Raw genomic sequence first — 20,729 nt, 5'->3', positions numbered from 1 at the left:
CGCAGCGGTCGTTTGCGGTCGCCCGGCCCCTCGGCCTACTCGAGCCACTCCGTCTCGAACGTCGGGCTGGCGTGGATGTTCGTCGACACGAACGGCTCGCCCCCGATCACGGCGAACTTGTGCGGCGTGAACGCGGGGACCACGAGCACCTGGCCGCCGGATGCCTCGAGCCGCTCGTCGCCCACGGTGAAGAGCGCCCGCCCGTGGCGCACCACGAACGTCTCGGTGTACGGATGCCGGTGCAGCCGTGGCCCCGCTCCGTCACGCGACTCGTACTCGAGGATCAGCGACACCTGCGAGCCGATCGACGCGCCCTCGATGTTGTCGTTCCAGCCAAGGTCGTCGGCCGCGGCATCCGCCCGCTGATAGATGAGCACCACCGGCCTCTCCTCTCCGTCGAGTCGAACGCGCGCCACGATAACGCGAGGTTCCGGATGCCGCCACCGGGCAGCGACTTCCGACGACCATCACGCAAAAGACGTTCATGGAATGCGCGGCTAAGGAACATGGGGCCATTGACATACGGATTCGGCCAGCGTTAGTGTCGGCACCACACCATATGTCGTCTGCGGCAACATATAGCGCCACGGCGTGGCAGGCGGCCTTCCGCACGGTCCAACTCGAAGGGGAGAACGACCAGATGAAGCAACTCGTCCGAAACGTGATGACCGGGGCATGCGCCATCGGAATCACCGCAACCGTCGGCATCGTCGCAGCCCCCGCCTTCGCCGAGAGCCCCGACGAGTACAAGGTGCTCGTCGTCGGGCAGACGCTCGGCTTCCGCCACTCGCACATCGACGACACGACCCTCGCCGTGATCCGACTGGGCGAGGAGCACGGGTTCGACGTGGACGTCTGGGACTCGCGCCAGCCCGATCTCACGCTCCCGACGACCCCGTTCACGTCCGCCGCCGACCTCTCGCAGTACGCGTCGATCATCTTCGCGTCGCCCGTCGACGCCACGAACAACCTCGACCCCGCGCGTCCCCGGCTGCTGAACGACACTGAGCTCGCGGCCCTCCAGGGCTACATCCACGACGGCGGCGGCTACGTGGGACTGCACGCCGCGACCGACTCGATGCACACGGTCCCCTGGTACAGCGAACTCACTGGCGGCGGAGCGCGATTCCGCAACCACCCCGCGCAGCAGATGGCCACGATGCGCGTCGAGAGCCCCGGCCATCCGTCGACGGCGATGCTGCCGGCCGAGTGGGTGCGGTTCGATGAGTGGTACAACTTCACGACGAACCCGCGAGATGACGTGCACGTGCTGATCACGCTCGACGAGTCGACCTACAGCCCGGGCAGCGGCGCCATGGGCGCCGACCATCCGATCGCATGGTGCCAGAACTTCGAGGGCGGTCGTTCCTGGTACGAGGGCGCCGGGCACACGGATGCCTCGTGGGCTGACCCGCTCTTCCTCGAGCACATCCTCGCGGGCATCGAATGGACCGCGGGTGTCGTGACCGGCGGCGGCGACTGCGTGACCTTCAGCGAGGTGAACGAGCTCCTCGACGGCATTCCCGCCTCCGTGAAGAACGCGAAGCTCGGCGCCGACGTCGCCGGCTCGCTTGCCGACGCGGAGGAGTCTGCGGATTCCGGTGACCACGCGGCGGCGATCGCCACGCTGCGGCAGGCCTGGGCGAAGGCCCACGGCATCCAGGACGACGTCCTCGTCGCCAAGATCGCCGACCTGATCGAGTGGCAGGAGGCCCTGCGCTGACGTCGTCACGATCACCGGTCCCGGCCGGGATTCAGGCGAACGACCGGGATTCAGGCCGCAATGGGCCGGGGCGGCCTGACGGGCGCACGATCGCCTGAACCGACGCGGACGACGCGCCGCCGCCGTGCGGCGCGTCGTCCGCGATTCGCTACGCTGAGCGGCATCGCGCCAGCAGGAGCCCGGCGCGAGACCTGCGACGACGTCGACCCTGAAGGATGAGCCGTGCCCCGTTTCGACCTGCCCGTTGACGAGCTGCGCGCCTACCGCCCGGTCGTGGCCGAGCCAGACGACTTCGACGCGTTCTGGACGTCGACCCTCGCCGAGTCTCGCGCGCTCGCCGAGGCGCCGCTGCTCACGCGCGTCGAGTCTCCGCTCACCGTCGTCGACGTGTTCGACGTCTCGTTCAGCGGGTTCGGCGGCGACCCGGTGCGCGGGTGGTTCACGGTCCCGGCCGGCGCGACGGGTCCACTGCCCACGGTCGTCGAGTACAACGGCTACAACGGCGGACGCGGCCTGCCGCACGAGCGACTCGCGTGGGCGGCATCCGGATACGCGCACTTCTTCATGGACACCCGCGGCCAGGGCAGCGGTTGGGGCACGGGTGGCGGCACGCCCGACCCGCACGGCACCGGCCCGTCGGCACCCGGGTTCATGACACGCGGCATCGAGAGCCCGGCCACCTACTTCTACCGCCGGGTCTTCACCGACGCGGTGCTCGCGATCGACGCCGTGCGGTCGCTCGACGTGGTCGACGCCGAGCGCGTCGCCGTCGCGGGCGGCAGCCAGGGCGGCGGCATCGCGATCGCCGTGGCCGGCCTGTCGCAGGGGCTCGTGGGCGCCATGCCCGAGGTGCCGTTCCTCTGCCACTTCGAACGCGCCGTCGGCCTTACCGACCGCGACCCTTACCACGAGATCGTGCGCTACCTCTCGGTGCACCGCGACGCGTGGCCCACGGCGTTCGAGACGCTGTCGTACTTCGACGGCGTCAACTTCGCCAAGCGGGCGACGGCCCCCGCCCTGTTCTCGGTCGGCCTGCTCGACCCCGTGTGCCCGCCGTCGACGGTATACGCGGCGCGCAACCACTGGGGTGCGGGCGCGGCCGTCGAGGCCGACCTCGTCGAGTACCCGTTCAACGAGCACGAGGGCGGCGCGGCCGCGCACTGGCCCCGCCAGGTCGCCTGGCTCGCCGAGCGGCTGGCGTGAGCGCCATGAGCCACGGGACGCTGGCGATCGACGCCGGGCAGTCGGGCATCAAGGTGCGCCACGCGGATGCCGCGGGCTCGAGCGAATGGGCCGGGCCCGGCATCCGCACCGACTTGCCGCTGCTGCCGCAACTCGTGCAGGTCGTCGACCAGGCCGTCGAGGCGGGCCACGCGTTCGACGAGGTCGGATTCGGGGTCTCTGGACTCACGTCGGAGGAGTCCGACGCCGGCTACCTGCTTGCGTCCGCGTCGCAGCACGGGGTGCGCGCCGTGCGCCTCGCCCACGACTCGATCACCGCCTACCTCGGCGCACTCGGCGACAAGCGGGGCGCCGTCGTGGCATCCGGCACCGGCGTCGTCACCCTCGCCGTCGGACGCAGCGACATCGCCCGCGTCGACGGCTGGGGCTACCTGATGGGCGACGCGGGCAGCGGATACTGGCTCGGGCGCGCTGCACTCGACGCGGTCATGCGCGCGCACGACGGCCGGGGCGGGCCCACCGCGTTGACCGAGGTCGTGCGGGCGGACTTCCCCGACCTGGAACGCGCGTACATCGAGCTGCAGTCCGACCCCGAGCGCGTCGGGCGCATCGCCGCCTACGCCCGTCCCGTGGCCGAGGCGGCGGAGGCGGGCGACGTGGTCGCGCTGGAGATCGTGTCGGCCGGGGCTCGTGAGCTCGCGGCATCCGTCATCGCGGGTCTGCGACGGGTGGGCGAAGCGGATGCCGCGGCGCCCCGTATCCGAGCGGTCGGCGGGGTGTTCGGGGGAGCCGTGCTCGCCGAGGCGTTCTCGGCGGCGGTGCACGAGGCACTGCCCGGGGCCGACGTGCGGGTGGCGGAGGCGCATCCGCTCGACGGGGCCGCCGCGCTCGCCGCCGTCGCCCCCACGAGCGCGCTCGCCGCCCACATCACCACCGCGACGACCGACTAGACCCAGCCGCGCCGCCCCCGCCCGCACCCGTGCGCCCGCGCCCGCGCCCGCGAGGTGACGCGAATCGACCCTCCGAAGGCTCGGAAAGGTCGATTCGCGTCATCTCGGCGACCGGCGACCGGCGACCGGCGACCGGGAACCGGGCGGCTACCGCCGCGTGAGGTACGCCTCGATGCGGTCGAATGCGCCGACCCAGGCCATGGTCTCGAAGAAGTCGCGCATCTCGGGCGTGGGGAAGCCGGTCTGCTCGACCGTCACCAGGGTGCCGCCGTCGTGCGGCTCGAACGTGACGACGATGTGCGTGGTCATGGTCTGGCCGCTCGGGTCGTTGCCCGTCGACTCGGTGACGAGCCGGCGCGGCCGGTCGATCTCGAGGAACGTCTGCACCTCGGTGAAGAGGGTGTCGCGGTCGGGCCCCCACACGGCCTTCTGCGTGCCGCCGACCCGCAGGTCGACCTCGATCTCCACGATGCCGGGCTCCTCGTCGAGGATGGAGAACCAGATCTTCTGCTGCTCGGCGTCGGTGTAGGCGTCGAACACCTCCTCGGGCGTCGCGGGCAGCTGCCGCGTCATCCGCAGGCCGATGGTCTCGCTCGTGTCCAGTTCCGTCATGATTCCGTTCCCTTCGTTCCGTCGGATGCGCCATTGCGCAACGTGAAATAGGCCTCGAGGCCGTCGAGTCGGCGCTCCCAGAGTCGCTGGTAGAAGCTGATCCATGCCATGGCGTCGTCCAACCGCTCGGTGCCGAGCCGGACCTGCCGCACGCGGCCGACCTTCTCGGTGGTGACGAGCCCTGCCGCCTCGAGCACGTCGACGTGCTTCCGGATGCCGGTGAGCGTCATGTCCGCCGGCGTGGCGAGCTCGGTGATGGTGGCGGGCCCGTCGCCGAGGCGGGTGAGGATGCCGCGGCGTGTCTCATCGGCCAGGGCGCCGAACGCCCGATCGAGTCCCTGTTGCTGAACCATGTGGTTCAGTGTACGTCACTGAACCGGAAAGTTCAATGTGCCCGGTGCGGCCACGGCCACGGCCACGCCGCCGCCCCGCACGCGAACGCGCCCGCCTCCGAAGGGAGACGGGCGCGCTCTCGACTGCTCGAGCGTTAGCCGCGCGTCCACTGCTGGCTGGTCGACGACGCGTCGCACGGTGCGAGCGCCACGCCCCACTCGCTCTCGGGAGTGGCGAGGCACAGCGAGGCATCCGCGACGCTGCTGATCGTCTGGTCGGCGTTGAGCTGCCACTGCTGCTCGACGGCTCCAGTGCAGTCGGCGATCATCACGGCGCTCCCGGCGACGGCGCCGGCTCGACGCACATGTCGCCGTAGATCGCGAGCTCCTGCTCGGCCGTCCAGTCGAACGACTGGTTGCCGCCTCCGTTGCAGTACCAGAGGCCCAGCGTCGTGCCCGCCGTGGTCGAGAAGCCGGGCACGTCGACGCAGACGCCGTGCCGCACGCTCACGAGCGGCTCGCCGGGAGGGGCTGGCGGCAGGTCGTTGAGCTGCTCCTGCTTGAGGAGTCCCCAGCCCCACTGCAGCTGGGCGAGCCCCGACTCGTTCGTCACCTCGAGGTCGCCGTCGCCGACGAGCTGGGTGAGCGTGTAGGCGTCGTTCGTGCGCAGGCCCGGCCAGTACACGATGCCGATGCCCTGGTCTCGTGCCACCTCCGTGAGCGCGCCGAGGTACGAGGTGTAGACGTCGCCTTCGTGGTTGCCGTAGTTGAGGCCCGTCGTCATGGGTGATCCCGCCTCGGAGACGACGGTGCGCCAGCCGTACTCGCCGATGCGCGGCAGCAGGTTCGCCTTCCACTCCTGCTCGGTGGTGTGGTCGGCCCAGAACCCGTAGAAGTGCAGCGACAGCAGCGTGCCGTCGAGCTCTTCGGCCGCACCGACGCCCGTCACATCGTCGTTGTAGCCCGTGCCCGAGATGATGACGCGCTTGCGCGGCACGTCGGCGTGGTCGTCGAGCCAGCCCGAGGTGAGCGACACCCACTCGTCGAGCGTGTAGCCGAACGGCTCGTTCATGGGTTCGTAGTACACGTGGGGATTCTTGCCGTACTCGTCGACCACGGTGTCCCACATGGCGTCGAACGCGGCCTGGTCGTCGACGCGCCCGTCCTTCGCGTCATCGCCCTCCCAGTAGCTGAGGATCACCTTGAACCCGTGCCGGGTGGCCGCGTCGATGGCGCCCTGATACGACTCCCACCAGTCGGTGCCGACGCTCGACGGGTTGATCGGCAGCCGCACCGTATTGGCCCCGACCTCGTGGCGGAACTCGAGCACGAGGTCGGACGCCTTGCGGTACGTGGTGCGGTAGTCGTCGTCGGTGCTCAGCCCCGAGGGCACGACCTCGTCGTCGGCGTAGTTGTCGCGCGGATCCGCCCAGTTGACCCCGCGGAACTCACTCGTACCGGTAGGGCCGGTCGAGGGAGCGGCGACGGCCGGCAGCGGTGCCGCGCCTGCCAGCAGTAGGGCTGCCCCGAGGGCGATCCCGAGTGCGTTTCTCATCGGTCTCCAATCCTCCGCGACGCGTCGATGCGCCGCGGGCTCGTGATGTTGACGTCAACATCGCCTCGAAACTCTCACACGACCCCGGTCGACCGCAAGGGGTTCCGAACGGGTGGCAGGGATGCCGCCGGCTCGCCAACCAAGGCCGGCTCGCGGCATCCGTCGGGGTCATCCTCGTTCACCAGGTGAGGCCGACGAGCTCCTCGCTGACCCGCCAGAGCCGCTTCGCGGCGGTCTCGTCGATCGCGCGCGGCGACGGGCGCTTCGCGCGGCGGTCATGGAAGTACTGCCCGCTCGTCCCGTCGAGCTCGGGCGACGACGCCGCCCAGACGACCGTATCGGCGCCGCGCTCAGGGGAGCGCATGAACGGGCGCGCGAGGCCGCCCATCGAGGCGTAGAGCCGTGCCTGGTCCTCGGCGCCGAAGGCCGTGCGGGTCACGCCCGGGTGCACGGCGTTCGCGGTGACGGTGGTCCCGCGAAGCCGACGCGCCAGCTCGAAGGTGAACAGCAGGTCGGCGAGCTTGGCCTGGTTGTACGCCCGCTGGCCGGAGTAGCGCTGCGTGCCCTGGAGGTCGTCGAAGTCGATCCGGCCGAGCGACTCGGCGCTCGACGCCACGGCGACGACCCGGGCATCGCCGTGCGCCCGCATGCGGTCGATGAGGAGGCCGGTGAGCAGGAACGGCGCGAGGTGGTTCAGGGCGAACGTCAGCTCGAGGCCGTCGGCCGTGACATGGCGGTGGGCCCAGAACCCCCCGACGTTGTTGACCAGCGCGTCGATGCGCGGGTAGCGCTCCTCGAGTTCGGCGGCCAGTCGGCGCACCTGCTCCTGCGACGACAGGTCGGCCGCGAACACGTCGATCGGGCCGGACCCGGCCAGGCCGCCGAGTTCGGCGGCGGTGGCCGCGAGCCGGTCGGGACTCCTCCCGACGATGCCGACGCGAGCTCCAAGGGCGGCGAGGCCGGCCGCGGTGGCCTTCCCGATCCCACCGGTCGCGCCGGTGACGACGGCGATCCGACCCGACATGGGCTGTGACGCGTTCATCGGTCCTCCGCCCCGCGGCAGCGACCCTCAGCCGGGGGCGCTGCCGACCTGGCTCGCCGCCAGTCTCGTCTTCGGCGGCGCCGGCGGCAAGCGCCGGGGAACGCCCGGGCGTCGCCCGGGCGGCGGCGCCCGGCGCGTTCCCCGGCTCAGGCCATCGAGTCGAGGATCTCCACGAGCCGCTCGAACGTCGTCGTCGGGTTCACGATCGCGAAGCGCGTGTTCGGCCGGCCGCCGTGCGAGCTCGGCGTGACGAAGGCGCGCTGCTCGTCGAGGAGGCGGGCCGACCAGGCGTCGTAGTCGGCCTTCGACCAGCCCTCGCGCTCGAAGACCACGACGGACAACTGCGGGTCGCGCACCAGGCGCAGCCCGTCGCGCGACTCGATCTCGCGGGCGATGTCCTGGGCCAGCTGGATCGAGCTCGAGATCGCCTCGCGGTAGGCGCTGCCCCCGTGCGTGGCGAGTGAGAACCACAGCGGCAGGCCGCGGGCGCGGCGGGTGAGGTGCGCGGCATAGTCGGACGGGCTCCACTCGCTGGTCTCGGTGAGGGTGTCGAGGTACTCCGCATGCTGCGTGTGCGCGCGGCGGCCGGTCTCGGGATCGCGGTAGATGAGGGCGCACGCGTCGAACGGGGCGAAGAGCCACTTGTGCGGATCGACGATGACCGAGTCCGCGTGCTCGACGCCCGCGAACCGGTGCCGCGCGAGCGGCGACAGCATGGCGGCGAGGCCGTAGGCGCCGTCGACATGCAGCCAGAACTCGAAGTCGCGCTTGAGCGCTGCGATCGACGCCACGTCGTCGACGATGCCGAAGTTCGTGGAGCCGGCGGTGGCGACCACGGCGAAGACGGATGCCCCGTGCTCCTCGAGTGCGGCACGCACGGCGTCGCCCCGCAGCATCCCGTCGTCGCCCGGGCGCACCGGCAGGACGTCGACGTCCATGACCCGGGCGGCCGAGGCGATGGAGGAGTGCGCCTCGGCGCTGCACACGATCTTCCACCGCGAGGGCATCTCCGCGCCGGCGTCGTGCACGGCGAGCCGTGCGTGTTCACGCGCGGCGACGAGCGCCGAGAGGTTGCCGAGGGTGCCGCCCTGCACGAAGACGCCGCCGGCGGTGGCCGGGAGCCCGAACTCGTTCGCGAGCCAGGCGAGGACCTCGTTCTCGGCGTGCACGGCACCGGCGCCCTCGAGCCAGGAGCCGCCGTAGAGGGCACTGGCCGACACGACGAGGTCGAACGCGATGGCCGCCTTCGTCGGGGCGGTCGGGATGAACGACAGGTAACCGGGGTGATCGGTGGTGATGCAGGCCGGCGCCAGCACGTGCTCGAACAGCGACAGGGCGCGGGTCGCGCCGATGCCGTGCTCGTCGATGGTGCGCCCGGCGAGCCGGTTGAGCTCGAAGGCCGAGATCGGCTTGTCGAGCGGGGTGTCGGTGGCGAGCATGCGCCGGCGGGAGTAGTCGAGCACGAGGTCGACGAGGCGCGTGGTCTCCTCGGAGGTCGCGTGCATGCGCGCCTCGGGCAGGTCTACGGTCATGGTGAGGGGTTCCTCTCGGAGAATCGGCACGATGAGGCCGCTGAAAAGCGTTGCACACGATGAGGCCGATTCGCAAAATCGCGCAATGAAACCGACCACGTGTGCACAACTGATGCGTCGAAGCGGCCGGCAACGCAGGAAGTCATCAATGGATCGATCCGGGCGCTCCAGCGGCTCGGGGCGGTCCCTGATGCCGCGCGCCCTCTGGGAGGGTATACCGGGAGCGAGGAACCCTCACGAACGGAGGGGAACGAGGAGGATGCCATGAACCCCGAGCCCGTGATCCCGAACGCTCCGGTCGCGGCGGCGACGGCGTCCGGCTTCGACGCGGCGTTCCTGGGCGTGCCGGCGAACATGCCGCGTCTCGGCGACGTGCAGGCCGCGGCATCCGTCGAACTCGCCTACGAGCACTTCTCCGTGGTGCTCGACACGACCCGGCGGCTCGCGGCGGTGACCGCGGTGAACATCGACGGCGCGCGCCTGGCGAAGGTGCCGCGCGGCGACCGCTGGGTGTTCGACGAGCGGATCCCCGAGGAGCTGCAGGCCGGTCCGGAGGTCTACGCCGACAACGACCTCGACCGGGGCCACCTCGTGCGGCGCAACGACCCCGTCTGGGGCGAGCCTGACGTCGCGGCCCGCGCGAACGACGCCACCTTCCACTTCACCAATGCCGCCCCGCAGGCGTCGGACTTCAACCAGGGCCACGAGCTGTGGGTCGGACTCGAGGACCACGTGCTCGAGCACGCGCGGGCGCACCAGCTGAAGCTCAGCGTGTTCACGGGCCCGGTGCTCGCCGCCGACGATCCGCCGTATCGGGGCATCCGGATCCCGTTGCGGTTCTGGAAGGTCGCCGCGTGGAGCACGGGTGAGGCGCTCGCGACGACCGGATTCCTCGTCGACCAGTCGCCGCTCGTCGACGTCGACCTCCTGCCGCGCGAACTGGGCGCGCCGCCGCCGCTCGGACCGTTCCGCACCTTCCAGGTGCGGGTCGCCGCGATTGCCGAGCTCACCGGACTCGCCATGCCCGACCTCATCGAGGCCGAGAGCCTTCCCCGAGGCGTGCCGGCGATGCGCGAGCTCACGAGCGCCGACGACATCCTGTTGTGAACGGCAGACGGATGCCGCGGCGCGCGGCCGCGGCATCCGTGCTGTCATGCTCGCGCCCGAGTCCGTAAGGCCCGGACCGGGCTCGTCAGGGCGTGACGATGTTGAAGTTCGGGTCGCCGGGGTCGAGCACGCCGAGCACCGACTGGAGCACGCTCGCGTCGCCGTCGAGCAGGAGGCCGCCGGCCATCGCCGCCTGCACGTCTCCCGTCGCGAGACCGCCGAGGGCCGACTTCGGCACGGTCACCGTGAGCGAGACCTCGCCCTTGCCGTCGCGGGCGGCGGTGAGCACGCCGTTCCGCAACGTCACCCGGTAGGTCTCGCCGTCGTGGTCGGGGAAGGTCCACCTCGTCGCGAGGTCGAGGTCCCACGCCCTCGGCCCGTCGACCTGCACCGCGATCGCATCGAAGAAGAGCTCCGGCGTGAGCTGGGCGAGGAGGTCGGCGGCCGCGGGATTCGTGGGCGTGCCGAACGCGGCGCCGCGCAGCTCCATCGAACCCGAGAGGTAGGCGGCCCGCCAGGTGCCGTTCTCACTGCCGAAGCCGAGTTGCTCGAGCACCTCCGAGAGCAGCGCCTTCGCGCCCTCATGATCGGGCTGCGCGAACACGACGTGATCGAGCACCTGGGCCGCCCACCGAAGGTCGCCCGACTCGAGCGAACCGCGCGCCTTCTCGACCACCGCGTCCGCCCCGCCCATGAACTCGACGTACCGCGTGCCCGCCTCGACCGGCGTGTGCTGCCAGAGGTGCGACGGGTTGCCGTCGTACCAGCCCATGTAGCGCTGGTAGATCGCCTTCACGTTGTGGCTCACCGAGCCGTAGTAGCCGTGGGTGTTCCAGGCCGCCTCGATGGCCGGCGGCAGCTCGATCAACTCGGCGATCTCGGTGCCGGTGTAGCCCTGGTTGAGGAGCCGCAGCGTCTGGTCGTGCAGGTAGGCGTAGAGGTCGCGCTGGGTGGAGAGGAACTCGGCGATGTGCTCGGTGCCCCAGGTCGGCCAGTGGTGCGACGCGAACGCGACCTCGGCCTCGCCCGCGAACGTCTCGATCGCCTCGGTCAGGTAGCCGGCCCACGCGTGCGGGTCGCGCACCACCGCTCCGCGGAGCGTGAGCAGGTTGTGCAGCGTGTGCGTGGCGTTCTCGGCCATGCAGAGCGCCTTGCGATCGGGGAAGAAGAAGTGCATCTCCGACGGCGCCTCGGTGCCTGGCGCCATCTGGAACACGATGCGCACGCCGTCGATCGTGTGCTCCTCGCCCGTTCGCGTCACGTACACGGTGGGCGCGATGAGCGTGACCGTGCCGTTCGACGTCGACTGCCCGAGGCCGGCGCCGACGCTGCCGCGCTCGCCGCGCGGGAGGGCCGCGCCGTACATGTACGCGGCGCGGCGGCCCATGGCGGTGCCGGCGTAGACGTTCTCGGAGATCGCGTGCTCGAGGAATCCGGCCGGTGCGATCACCGGGACACCCGCGTCGACCTCCGCCTGCGAGACGACGCCCTTGACGCCCCCGAAGTGGTCGATGTGAGAGTGCGTGTAGATCACGGCGACCACGGGCTTCTCGCCGCGGTGCTCGCGATACAGGGCGAGCGCCGCCGCGGCGGTCTCGGTGGAGATCAGCGGGTCGATGACGATGACGCCCGTGTCGCCCTCGACGAACGTGATGTTCGACAGGTCGAAGTTGCGGACCTGGTAGATGCCCTCGACGACCTCGAAGAGGCCGTGCTGCTGCACCAGCTGCGACTGTCGCCAGAGGCTCGGATGCACCGCGGGCGACCCTTCGCCGTCGAGGAACCGGAACGAGTCGATGTCGTACACCACGCTGCCGTCGGCGCCGCGGATGACGGCGGGCTCGATGGTGGCGATGAAGCCACGGCGCGCATCCTCGAAGTCGCGTCGGTCGGCGTACGGGAAGGCCGGGTCGGCGCCGTCCTGCTGGTCGTGGTCGTTCTCGGTCGTGTTCGACATCGCGCATCCCCCCGCTCGCGGGCGGCCATCGCCCGTCCGCCCATTCTCACGTCGCGGCCGTGGTCGCGTCCACATCCCGAACGTGAACTCCGGCCGGATTGTCAGCGGGCCGTGGTCGAGTGGGCGCATGGGCTTCGACGCGCAATTCCTGGGGGTGGCGGCTCCGCTGCCGCGAGTGCCCGAAGCGGATGCCGCGGCATCCGTCGAGCTCGACTCGGTGCACTTCACCGTGGTGCTCGACACCGTGCGCCGGTTCGCGCGGGTCACGGGCGTCAACGTCGATGGTGCCGCGCTCGTCGAGCTCGAGCGCGGCGACCGGTGGCAGTTCGACGACCGGATCCCCATCGACTGGCAGGCCGGCCCGCTCGTGTACGCCGACAACGACCTCGACCGCGGCCACCTCGTTCGCCGGCGCGATCCGGTGTGGGGTCCGCCCGAGGTCGCCGCCCGCGCCAACTCCGACACGTTCCGCTACACGAACGCGGCGCCGCAGGCGTCGGGCTTCAACCAGTCGAAGGAGCTGTGGCTCGGCCTCGAAGACCACGTGCTGGAGCACGCGCGGGCGCACCGCCAGCGGCTCAGCGTGTTCACCGCGCCGGTGCTCGGCGATGGAGATCCGCCGTATCGCGGCATCCGCGTGCCACTGCGGTTCTGGAAGATCGCGGCATGGAACACCGACGGTGACGGGTCGGAGCATGGCGACACGGGAGCCCTCGCCGCCGTGGGCTTCGTCGTCGACCAGACCCCCCTGGTCGACACGGGCTCGGTGCGCGAGCCGTCGGCGGGCGAGGCGCCTCCGCTCGGCCCGTTCCGCACGTTCCAGGTTCCGATCGCCGACATCGCCGCCGCCACGGGGCTCGTCATGCCCGACCTCATCGCGGCCGACCGCATGCCGAAAGCGGTCACCGAGCTGGGGTGGCGGCGCATCGAGGAGCCGGCAGACATCCTGCTCTCGTCCCGCGTGCGGCACTGAGCTGGAGCTGCTCCGACTGCCCTACGCGGGCGCGCCCGTCGTCGCCGAGTCCCCGCCGCCGGCCGCGCGCTTCTCGGCCCTGCGTGCCTTACGGGCCGCCTTCGCCTCGGCGTCGAACTGCGCCATGATCTCCCTCGTCTGGTCGAGCTCGCCGAGCATCGGACGGATCCAGGCCATCGACGGATTGGTGTCGACGAGGACCAGGCGCACGATCAACGTCAGGGGAATCGCGAGGATCGCCCCGATCGGCCCGATGACCACGGCCCAGAACAGCACGGAGAAGAACGTGATGGTCTGGCTGAGGTTCACGGCCTTGCCGACGACTCGCGGCTGGATGACCGACTGGATGACGGCGTTGATGACCCCGTAGACGACGATGACGGCGATCACGGTGGGCCAGCCGCCCACGAGCGCGCCGAAGATGATCGGCGGGACGATCGCGATGAAGTAGCCGATGTTGGGGATGAACGAGCAGACGAACGCGAGCAGTCCCCAGATGAACGCGCCGGGCACCTGGAGGATGAGCAGCGCGATCCAGTTGACGATGCCCTGCGCGATTCCGAGCACCGTCGTGACGACCATGTACCGTCGCACGTTGCTGCCGTAGCTCACCAGCGAGACGGCCACGAGCGGTCGCACGGTGTAGAGCTCGCGCAGCACGGTCGGCACGAATCCGGCGTCCATCGCCATGAGGAGCAGCATGGTGAAGAGGATGACGAGTAGGGTGATCCAGCCCGTGAGGCCACCGACCAGGCCGCCGACGAACCCGACCAGCTGCCCCGGATCGAACCCGGCGGCCACGTCGCTGAGCTCGGTGGAGGTGATGCCGATCGAGGAGAGCCACGCGGCCACGTCCTGCCCGAAGGCCACGATCTGGGGCTTGAACTGCGGAAGCAGTTCGGCGAACTGCCCGAACGCGACGAGCACGAGGTATCCGAAACCGAGGAGCAGCAGCGTCACGGCGGTGATGACCGATCCGGTGGCGATGCCGCGCGGCACGCCGCGCTTCTCGAGCCAGACCCGCAAGGGGTGCACGCAGATCGTGAGCACGAGGGCGAAGAACACGGGGCCGAAGATGCCCGAGATGGCGGCGATGCCGAACGTCGCGAGGGCGGCGCCCCCGATGCCCATGAGGATGAACGCGTTGCGGTGCTTCGACGTCGAGTCCTCGACCGCGGCCTGCGCCGCTGCCACCTCCGCCGCATCGGCCGCCGCGTCGGCGTCATCAGGCGACGGTTCCTTCTTCTTGGTCCACCACATGAGGACTCCGATCAGCAGGTCGCCCCGACCCGCGCTCGTGCCCACCCTAGCGAGCGGATGCCGCGCGCGGCATCATCCAGTTCGCATGAGTCACCCGTCTTCCGGGGCGGCGAGCGTCAGGAAGGCGCGGCCCACGTGCGGTCGTCGGATGAGCTCCGATTCGAGCCGCCGCAGCTCGCGTGCGGCATCCGCCTCGGAGCGATCGTCGACGAGGTCCACCGCGGCCACGAGCAGCACCGTGCCGGGGCCGATGAACTCCATGTGCAGGAAGCCGACCCGATCGATCTCGGGCGACTCCAGGATCTCGTCCCGCACCGCGTCGCGCAGGGCGTCGTCGACCGCCTCGCCGAGGAGGAAGGCCCGGTTGCGGGCGATGAGCACGACCGCGACGACGCCGAGCAGCACGCCGACGAGCAGGGAGCCGATCGCGTCGTAGACCGGCGAACCCGTCAACTGGTGGAGCCCGACGCCGAAGAACGCGATGACGAGGCCGATGAGCGCCGCGGCGTCCTCGGCGAAGACGGCGCGCAGGGTCGGGTTCGAGCTGCGGGCCACGTGCTCGAGCGTGGCCACGCTGCGCCTGTGTGCGTCCGCTCGAGCCTGGCGGTAGGCGCGGATGAACGAGATGCCCTCGAGCACGAACGAGATGCCGAGCACCGCGTAGGCGACGCCGTAGTCGCTCGCCGGCTCGGGATCGACGAGCTCGGAGATGCCGTGCTGGATCGAGACGACGGCGCCCGCCGTGAACAGCCCGAAGGCCGCGAACATCGACCAGATGTAGGCGTCCTTGCCGAAGCCGAGCGGATGCCGCGCATCCGCCGGCCTCTGCGAGCGGCGCTCGGCGATGACCAGCAGCACCTCGTTGCCGGTATCCGCCCAGGAGTGCGCGGCCTCGGCGACCATCGACGCCGATCCGGTGATGACGGCTGCGAACGACTTCGCCGCCGCGATGAGCGCGTTCACGACGAGCGCCACGACCACGGTGACGAGGCTCTCCGCGGGCTCCTCCGCCGGTGGCGCGGCGCCTCGCTCCGCCGGCTGCTCGGGTCGTTCCGCCGTCATCGTCCGAGTCTGGCACCGGATGCCTCGGCGGTGCCACAGTGGAGGGATGGCAGGCGGCGGGGAACTCGAGACCGACGTGCTCGTCGTCGGCGCCGGCCCCAGCGGGCTGATGCTCGCCGTGGTGCTCGCCCGGCTCGGCGTCGACGCGATCATCGTCGACGGCAAGGCGGGTCCGACGCGCGAGTCGCGGGCGCTCGCCGTGCAGGCGCGCACCATGGAGGTGTACGACCAGCTCGGACTCGTCGACCGGGTGCTCGCCGAGCGGTCGCCGGCCACCGCGGTGGTGCCCGGCGCGGGCAGCCGCCCGTTCGGGCGGGTCGAACTGCGTGGGATCGGCGAGGGGGTGAGCCCCTACCTGGAGGTCACGGTCTTCGAGCAGAGCCGCAATGAGCGCATGCTCGTCGACGCGCTGGGCGACCTCGGCCGCGAGGTGCGGTGGGGTCACCGGCTCAGGCGGCTCGACGTCGTGGCCGGCGATGACGCCGGCGACGGCGAACGCGCCGGCGCGGCATCCGTCATCGCGACCCTCGACGGCCCCCAGGGGCCGGTCGTGGTGCGCGCCCGCTACTGCGTCGGGGCCGACGGCGCGCACTCGCCGGTGCGCGAGGCGCTCGACGTGCCGTTCGAGGGCGTGACGAACGAGCACAGCTTCTACGTGACGGATGCCGCCGGCGTGACCGGTCTCGTCGACGGAGCCATCAACATCCGCATCACCGCCGAGCACTTCCTGCTCGGGTTCCCGATGGGTGCGAGTCGCATGCGCCTGCTCGGCGTCGTGCGCGACCGGGACCTCGACGAGGCCGGCGAACTCGCCGAGGACACCGTGAAGCACCTGGTGCGCCGGGAGTTCGGCGTCGCCTACACGGACTCGGCCTGGTTCTCGCAGTACCGGCTGCATCACCGGCTCGCGAAGCGGTTCCGCGTCGGCCCCTGCTTCCTGGTCGGCGACGCCGCGCACATCCACTCGCCGGTCGGCGCGCAGGGCATGAACACCGGGCTGCAGGAGGCGCACAACCTGGCGTGCGCCTTCGCCGACGTGCTGGTGCGCGGCATGCCCGACGCTCGGCTCGACCGGTACGAGGCGGAGCGCCGCCCGGTGGGACGCATCCTCGTCGACATGACCGACCGCATGTTCGGGGTCGTCACGGCCGGTGGCCGGCTCGCGCGGTTCGTGCGCGGCCGGGTGGTGCCCATCATCGGACCCGTCGCCGTGCGACTGCTGCCGCGCCTGATCGGAGGACGGCGGGTGTTCGGCTACCTGTCGCAGACCCGTATCCACTACCGGATGTCGCCGCGCACGTCGGGACGCGACCCCGTCGTCGGGCGGCGGCTGCCATGGCTCGGCGGCGACGTCGACAACTTCGCCGTGCTCCGGTCGTTCACCTGGCAGGTGCACGGGTACGGCGCCTACGAGCCCGAGGTGCGTGCGATCGCGGAGACGCTCGGACTCGAATGGCACGTGTTCCCGCCCGACCCGGAGGGGCGCCTGGACCCGGGTCTCGTGTACCTCGTGCGGCCCGACGGGTTCGTCGCGGCCGCGGCATCCGCTCGCGCCGTGCCCGGCGGGCCGCCCGCCTTCCGTGAACAGCTCGCGGGCTGAGTCGGCGTATCGTCGACGGGTGACCCCCGAACTCGACGACCAGGACGCGCTGCTGCGCCGTCGCCGATTCACCGGAGCGGCCACCCAGCTCGGCACCGAGGTGTCGATCAACTTCGGCTCGTCGCTCGCGGGCCTGCTCATCCCGATCGTCGGGTCCTTCGTGGTCGTGGCGGCACGCCAGATCGTGATGGTCGCGGCGGTGCTGCCCTTCTATCGGCCCAAGCGCGCCGAGCTCACGTGGCGCCGCCTCTGGCCGGCCCTCGCGCTCGGCGTGGTGCTCGCCGTCATGAACCTCGCGTTCTACCAGTCGGTGCACCTGCTCGGGCTCGGCATCGCGGCGACCATCGAGTTCCTCGGCCCTCTCGCCATCGCGCTCCTGTCGTCGCGACGGGTCCTCGACGTGGCGTGCGCGCTCGCCGCGGGCGCCGGCGTGGTGCTGCTCATCGGCCCCGGCTCGTCGGATGCCGCGGCGATCGACCCGTGGGGCGTCGCCCTCGCCCTCACCGCCGCCGCCGCGTGGGCCGGCTACATCGTGCTGACCCGCCGCGTGGCCGTCGGACTGCCCGGCTTGGAGGGACTCACCGTCGCGAGCATCGTGAGCCTGGCGCTGCTGCTGCCGTTCGCGATCGCGACGTTCGACGCCTCGGTGATCGACTGGCGCGTCGCCGCGCTGCTCGTCGGCGTCGGGGTGCTTTCGTCGGCGCTGCCCTACAGCCTCGACACGTTCATCCTGCGCCGCATCACGCCCCGCCTCTACGCGATCATCACGAGCTTCGGGCCCGTCATCGCCGCGGTCTTCGGGTGGCTCGTGCTGTCGGAGACGTTCACCCCGCTCGAGGTGGTCGCCATCGCGATCGTGTGCGGCGCCGCGGGCACGGCGATCGCCACCCAGCGCGACCGGCCCAAGTCCGACCTCGAGCAGACCGCGGAGGGCATGGCGTAGCGGCGTCGGCTCGCGGGATCCGCTCGGCGTGCGCTCGCGGCATCCGCTCACCTGCGCTCGCGGCATCCGCTCGTCACCGCCGATCTGCAGGAATGCACACCCGCTGTGCGGGATACGCGATTGCCGCACGTGGAGCCGCCGGGCCAGAATCGCCTGCGACGTGACACCCCTTCCTCGCGTCGCCACTACAAGGAGGTAGTCGCCAATGGCCGTCGACCGTACGACGCAGGGCCCGTCCCCAACATCCGCCGACCCGCAGGGGTCGCCCGTCCGCACCGGCCTGCGCAAGGTCGTCGCCGCCTCGATGGCCGGCACGATCGTCGAGTGGTACGAGTTCTTCCTCTACGCCACCGCCGCGACGCTGGTGTTCAACGTCATCTTCTTCCCGCCGAGCGACAACCCGCTCGACAACATCATCAAGGCGTTCCTCACCTACGCGGTCGGCTTCATCGCCCGACCGCTCGGCGGCATCGTCTTCGGGCACTTCGGCGACAAGTACGGCCGCAAGCGGCTCCTGCAGCTGGCGATCATCCTCGTCGGCGTGACCACCTTCCTCATGGGCTGCCTGCCGACCTTCGACCAGATCGGCTACGCCGCGCCGATCCTGCTCATCGTGCTTCGCTTCTTCCAGGGCTTCGCGGTCGGCGGCGAGTGGGGCGGCGCGGTGCTCCTCGTGGCCGAGCACTCGCCCGACCGAGAGCGCGGGTTCTGGGCGAGCTGGCCGCAGGCCGCCGTGCCCGCCGGCAACCTGCTCGCCACCGTCGTGCTGCTCACCCTCTCGCGCACGCTCACCGAGGAGCAGTTCCTCGCGTGGGGCTGGCGCGTCGGCTTCTGGCTCTCGGTCGTGATCGTCGCCGTCGGCTACTACATCCGCACGAAGGTCACCGACGCGCCCATCTTCCTCGAGGCGCAGAAGGAGGCCGAGGCGGCCAAGAAGACCAACTACGGCGTGATCGAGGTGCTCAAGCGCTACCCGCGCGGCGTCTTCACCGCCATGGGCCTCCGCTTCGGCGAGAACATTATGTACTACCTCGTGGTGACGTTCTCGATCACCTACATGTCGGCCCACCTCGGCATGATCACGTCGACGATCCTCACGCTCATCCTGTTCGCGCACGTCGTGCACTTCGCCGTGATCCCGGTGATCGGGCGCATGAGCGACCGGCTCGGCCGCAAGCCCGTCTACGCGGTCGGCGCCGTGCTCGCCGCGGTGTGGGGCTTCGTGGCGTTCCCGCTGTTCGACACGAAGAACGACTGGCTGATCGTCGGCGTGCTCATCGTGGGCCTGATCATCCACGCGCTCATGTACGCCAGCCAGCCGGCGATCATGGCGGAGATGTTCCCGACCCGCATGCGCTACTCGGGCGTCTCGCTCGGCTACCAGGTCACGTCGATCATCGCGGGCTCGCTCGCACCGATCATCGCGACGATGCTGCTGTCGACCTACGAGAGCTGGGTGCCGGTGGCGATCTACCTCGCGATCTCGGCCGCCGTCACGCTCGTCGCCGTCATCGCGCTGCGCGAGACGGTCGGCATCTCGCTCCGCTCGATCGACGACGCCGACCGCGAGCGCCTGGCCGAAGAGGCCGCGCGGGTCGGGTAGGACGCGGCATCCGCACCATCGATCCACGCGAGTGGGCGATCTTGGATCGCCCACTCGAGGCACGAGAACGGAACGAATCGTGACCGAAGCCACCACCTCGGCCGCCACCACTGGCAGCACGGCCACCGCGACCCGCACCATCACCGGAGCCGTGCTCGAGGAGCTCGGTCGGGGGCGTCCGTTCGCGGCGTCGCGACCGATCACGGTCGGCGAGCTCGAGCTCGAGCCGCCCGGCCCCGACGAGCTGCTCGTGCGGATCGAGGCGGCCGGCGTCTGCCACTCCGACCTGTCGGTCGTCGACGGCACCCGGCCGCGCCCCGTGCCGATGCTGCTCGGCCACGAGGCCGCCGGCATCGTCGAGGCGGTCGGCGCCGCGGCATCCGCTGCGGGCTTCGCCGTCGGCGACCGGGTGGTCACGGCGTTCCTGCCGCGGTGCGGTGAATGCGACGGATGCCGCACCGGCGGCGTCATGGCGTGCACGCCGGGGACCGCGGCGAACACCGCGGGCACGCTCTTCGACGGCGGCATCCGACTTCGGCGGGACGGGCGGCCCGTGCACCATCACCTCGGCGTGTCCGGCTTCGCCACGTACGCGGTCGTGGACCGACGCTCAGCCGTGGTGATCGGCGCCGACGTGCCGCCCGACATCGCGGCCGTGCTCGGCTGCGCCGTGCTCACCGGCGGCGGCGCGGTCGTGAACGCGGGTGGCGTGCGTCCTGGCGAGGACGTCGTGGTCGTGGGCCTCGGCGGCGTCGGCATGGCCGCGCTCATCACCGCGGTGTCGCTCGGCCACGGACGCGTCATCGGCGTCGATGCGGTGGCGTCGAAGCTCGACCGGGCACGCGAGCTCGGGGCATCCGCGGCGTTCACGCCCGACGAGGCGATGGCGGCGGGAGTCCGGGCGGCGGTGGCGGTCGAGGCGGCGGGGCATCCGCGCGCCTTCGAGACCGCGTTCGCGCTCACCGCACCCGGCGGGCGCACCGTGACGGTCGGCCTGCCGTCGCCGACCGCGCGGGTGGAATTCTCGCCGCTCACCGTCACCGCCGAGGCCCGCACGATCGTGGGCAGCTACCTCGGGTCGGCGGTGCCGTCGCGGGACATCCCGCGGTACGCCGAGCTGTGGCGGCAGGGCCGCCTGCCCGTCGAGGCGCTGATCTCGTCGCACATCGCACTCGACGACGTCAACGAGGCGATGGACACGCTCGCCGCGGGCGCGGCGATCCGGCAGGTCATCCGGTTCTGAGCGGCCGGTCGCGGGCGACCGCGGCATCCGTTGCCGGGCGGATGCCGCGAACG

19 protein-coding genes are annotated in these 20,729 nt (G+C 71.1%); 9 read left to right on the top strand and 10 right to left on the bottom strand.

Annotated elements, in window-relative coordinates:
• Positions 1–35: 35 nt before the first annotated feature.
• Positions 36–380, bottom strand: coding sequence for a cupin domain-containing protein (locus J2X63_RS07285; RefSeq protein ID WP_309975597.1), 345 nt, complete (start codon positions 378–380; stop codon positions 36–38).
• Positions 381–640: 260 nt separating this feature from the next.
• Here J2X63_RS07285 and J2X63_RS07280 point away from each other — a divergent pair, with 260 nt between their 5' ends.
• The 3 genes from J2X63_RS07280 to J2X63_RS07270 all read left to right on the top strand — a co-directional run bounded on the left by J2X63_RS07280 (position 641) and on the right by J2X63_RS07270 (position 3,855).
• On the top strand, positions 641–1,723 hold the full coding sequence (locus J2X63_RS07280) for a ThuA domain-containing protein (RefSeq protein WP_309975595.1): 1,083 nt from the start codon (positions 641–643) through the stop codon (positions 1,721–1,723).
• Positions 1,724–1,945: 222 nt separating this feature from the next.
• Positions 1,946–2,926: an acetylxylan esterase gene (locus tag J2X63_RS07275; RefSeq protein WP_309975593.1), complete on the top strand. Its 981-nt coding sequence runs from the start codon at positions 1,946–1,948 to the stop codon at positions 2,924–2,926.
• Between the two features lie 5 nt (positions 2,927–2,931).
• Positions 2,932–3,855 (top strand): BadF/BadG/BcrA/BcrD ATPase family protein, encoded by a 924-nt coding sequence (locus J2X63_RS07270; protein WP_309975591.1) that lies wholly within the window; start codon positions 2,932–2,934, stop codon positions 3,853–3,855.
• Between the two features lie 147 nt (positions 3,856–4,002).
• Here J2X63_RS07270 and J2X63_RS07265 read toward each other — a convergent pair whose 3' ends face one another.
• The 6 genes from J2X63_RS07265 to J2X63_RS07240 all read right to left on the bottom strand — a co-directional run bounded on the left by J2X63_RS07265 (position 4,003) and on the right by J2X63_RS07240 (position 8,928).
• Positions 4,003–4,467, bottom strand: a complete 465-nt coding sequence (locus tag J2X63_RS07265; RefSeq protein ID WP_309975589.1) for an SRPBCC domain-containing protein — start codon at positions 4,465–4,467, stop codon at positions 4,003–4,005.
• Entirely contained in the window at positions 4,464–4,820 is a 357-nt protein-coding gene (locus tag J2X63_RS07260) for a metalloregulator ArsR/SmtB family transcription factor (protein ID WP_159606068.1), read from the bottom strand. Before J2X63_RS07260 ends, J2X63_RS07265 begins: the two co-directional genes overlap by 4 nt.
• 134 nt (positions 4,821–4,954) lie before the next feature.
• Positions 4,955–5,128, bottom strand: a complete 174-nt coding sequence (locus J2X63_RS07255; RefSeq protein ID WP_309975586.1) for a ricin-type beta-trefoil lectin domain protein — start codon at positions 5,126–5,128, stop codon at positions 4,955–4,957.
• Positions 5,128–6,354: a cellulase family glycosylhydrolase gene (locus J2X63_RS07250; RefSeq protein WP_309975584.1), complete on the bottom strand. Its 1,227-nt coding sequence runs from the start codon at positions 6,352–6,354 to the stop codon at positions 5,128–5,130. The genes J2X63_RS07255 and J2X63_RS07250 overlap by 1 nt, the downstream gene beginning before the upstream one ends.
• 178 nt (positions 6,355–6,532) lie before the next feature.
• The gene (locus tag J2X63_RS07245) at positions 6,533–7,396 is read right to left on the bottom strand and encodes an SDR family oxidoreductase (protein WP_309975582.1); all 864 of its coding nucleotides are present in this window, start codon (positions 7,394–7,396) and stop codon (positions 6,533–6,535) included.
• Positions 7,397–7,542: 146 nt separating this feature from the next.
• Positions 7,543–8,928 carry an aminotransferase class V-fold PLP-dependent enzyme gene (locus tag J2X63_RS07240; RefSeq protein ID WP_309975580.1) on the bottom strand — a complete coding sequence of 462 codons (1,386 nt, stop codon included), beginning with the start codon at positions 8,926–8,928 and terminating at the stop codon, positions 7,543–7,545.
• Positions 8,929–9,192: 264 nt separating this feature from the next.
• Between J2X63_RS07240 and J2X63_RS07235 the strand changes: the two genes are divergently transcribed.
• Positions 9,193–10,035: a DNA/RNA non-specific endonuclease gene (locus tag J2X63_RS07235; protein ID WP_309975579.1), complete on the top strand. Its 843-nt coding sequence runs from the start codon at positions 9,193–9,195 to the stop codon at positions 10,033–10,035.
• Between the two features lie 85 nt (positions 10,036–10,120).
• On the opposite strand, the gene J2X63_RS07230 is transcribed toward J2X63_RS07235, so the two are convergent.
• Positions 10,121–11,992, bottom strand: coding sequence for an alkyl sulfatase dimerization domain-containing protein (locus J2X63_RS07230; RefSeq protein ID WP_309975578.1), 1,872 nt, complete (start codon positions 11,990–11,992; stop codon positions 10,121–10,123).
• Between the two features lie 127 nt (positions 11,993–12,119).
• Here J2X63_RS07230 and J2X63_RS07225 point away from each other — a divergent pair, with 127 nt between their 5' ends.
• Positions 12,120–12,965 (top strand): DNA/RNA non-specific endonuclease, encoded by an 846-nt coding sequence (locus J2X63_RS07225; RefSeq protein ID WP_309975576.1) that lies wholly within the window; start codon positions 12,120–12,122, stop codon positions 12,963–12,965.
• Positions 12,966–12,986: 21 nt separating this feature from the next.
• Here the strand turns inward: J2X63_RS07225 and J2X63_RS07220 are convergent, their stop codons facing one another.
• Together J2X63_RS07220 and J2X63_RS07215 are read right to left on the bottom strand one after the other, a co-directional pair.
• A complete protein-coding gene (locus J2X63_RS07220) occupies positions 12,987–14,270 on the bottom strand; it encodes an AI-2E family transporter (RefSeq protein ID WP_309975574.1) in 1,284 nt (427 codons plus the stop codon).
• A 45-nt stretch (positions 14,271–14,315) separates the two neighbouring features.
• Positions 14,316–15,287, bottom strand: a complete 972-nt coding sequence (locus tag J2X63_RS07215) for a cation diffusion facilitator family transporter (RefSeq protein WP_309975572.1) — start codon at positions 15,285–15,287, stop codon at positions 14,316–14,318.
• Positions 15,288–15,333: 46 nt separating this feature from the next.
• Between J2X63_RS07215 and J2X63_RS07210 the strand changes: the two genes are divergently transcribed.
• The 4 genes from J2X63_RS07210 (at position 15,334) to J2X63_RS07195 (ending at position 20,676) form a co-directional block, all read left to right on the top strand.
• The gene (locus tag J2X63_RS07210) at positions 15,334–16,887 is read left to right on the top strand and encodes an FAD-dependent monooxygenase (RefSeq protein ID WP_309975569.1); all 1,554 of its coding nucleotides are present in this window, start codon (positions 15,334–15,336) and stop codon (positions 16,885–16,887) included.
• A gap of 19 nt (positions 16,888–16,906) precedes the next feature.
• The gene (locus J2X63_RS07205; RefSeq protein WP_309975567.1) at positions 16,907–17,830 is read left to right on the top strand and encodes an EamA family transporter; all 924 of its coding nucleotides are present in this window, start codon (positions 16,907–16,909) and stop codon (positions 17,828–17,830) included.
• 205 nt (positions 17,831–18,035) lie between these two features.
• Positions 18,036–19,433 carry an MFS transporter gene (locus tag J2X63_RS07200; protein ID WP_309975565.1) on the top strand — a complete coding sequence of 466 codons (1,398 nt, stop codon included), beginning with the start codon at positions 18,036–18,038 and terminating at the stop codon, positions 19,431–19,433.
• Between the two features lie 79 nt (positions 19,434–19,512).
• Positions 19,513–20,676 carry an alcohol dehydrogenase catalytic domain-containing protein gene (locus J2X63_RS07195; protein WP_309975563.1) on the top strand — a complete coding sequence of 388 codons (1,164 nt, stop codon included), beginning with the start codon at positions 19,513–19,515 and terminating at the stop codon, positions 20,674–20,676.
• The last annotated feature ends 53 nt before the right edge of the window (positions 20,677–20,729 follow it).

The organism is Agromyces sp. 3263 (genome assembly GCF_031456545.1).
GTDB lineage: Bacteria > Actinomycetota > Actinomycetes > Actinomycetales > Microbacteriaceae > Agromyces.
The sequence above is the reverse complement of the archived record's forward strand: the minus strand, read 5'-3'. Positions and strand labels throughout refer to the sequence as shown.

Bases quoted from the DNA above. Each gene is read 5' to 3' on its own strand.
- J2X63_RS07260 (WP_159606068.1), bottom strand. From the start codon at position 4,820: ATGGTTCAGCAACAGGGACTCGATCGGGCGTTCGGCGCCCTGGCCGAT.
- J2X63_RS07280 (WP_309975595.1), top strand. From the start codon at position 641: ATGAAGCAACTCGTCCGAAACGTGATGACCGGGGCATGCGCCATCGGA.
- J2X63_RS07270 (WP_309975591.1), top strand. From the start codon at position 2,932: ATGAGCCACGGGACGCTGGCGATCGACGCCGGGCAGTCGGGCATCAAG.
- J2X63_RS07240 (WP_309975580.1), bottom strand. From the start codon at position 8,928: ATGACCGTAGACCTGCCCGAGGCGCGCATGCACGCGACCTCCGAGGAG.
- J2X63_RS07245 (WP_309975582.1), bottom strand. From the start codon at position 7,396: ATGAACGCGTCACAGCCCATGTCGGGTCGGATCGCCGTCGTCACCGGC.
- J2X63_RS07230 (WP_309975578.1), bottom strand. From the start codon at position 11,992: ATGTCGAACACGACCGAGAACGACCACGACCAGCAGGACGGCGCCGAC.
- J2X63_RS07200 (WP_309975565.1), top strand. From the start codon at position 18,036: ATGGCCGTCGACCGTACGACGCAGGGCCCGTCCCCAACATCCGCCGAC.
- J2X63_RS07225 (WP_309975576.1), top strand. From the start codon at position 12,120: ATGGGCTTCGACGCGCAATTCCTGGGGGTGGCGGCTCCGCTGCCGCGA.
- J2X63_RS07250 (WP_309975584.1), bottom strand. From the start codon at position 6,354: ATGAGAAACGCACTCGGGATCGCCCTCGGGGCAGCCCTACTGCTGGCA.
- J2X63_RS07210 (WP_309975569.1), top strand. From the start codon at position 15,334: ATGGCAGGCGGCGGGGAACTCGAGACCGACGTGCTCGTCGTCGGCGCC.
- J2X63_RS07235 (WP_309975579.1), top strand. From the start codon at position 9,193: ATGAACCCCGAGCCCGTGATCCCGAACGCTCCGGTCGCGGCGGCGACG.
- J2X63_RS07265 (WP_309975589.1), bottom strand. From the start codon at position 4,467: ATGACGGAACTGGACACGAGCGAGACCATCGGCCTGCGGATGACGCGG.
- J2X63_RS07215 (WP_309975572.1), bottom strand. From the start codon at position 15,287: ATGACGGCGGAACGACCCGAGCAGCCGGCGGAGCGAGGCGCCGCGCCA.
- J2X63_RS07255 (WP_309975586.1), bottom strand. From the start codon at position 5,128: ATGATCGCCGACTGCACTGGAGCCGTCGAGCAGCAGTGGCAGCTCAAC.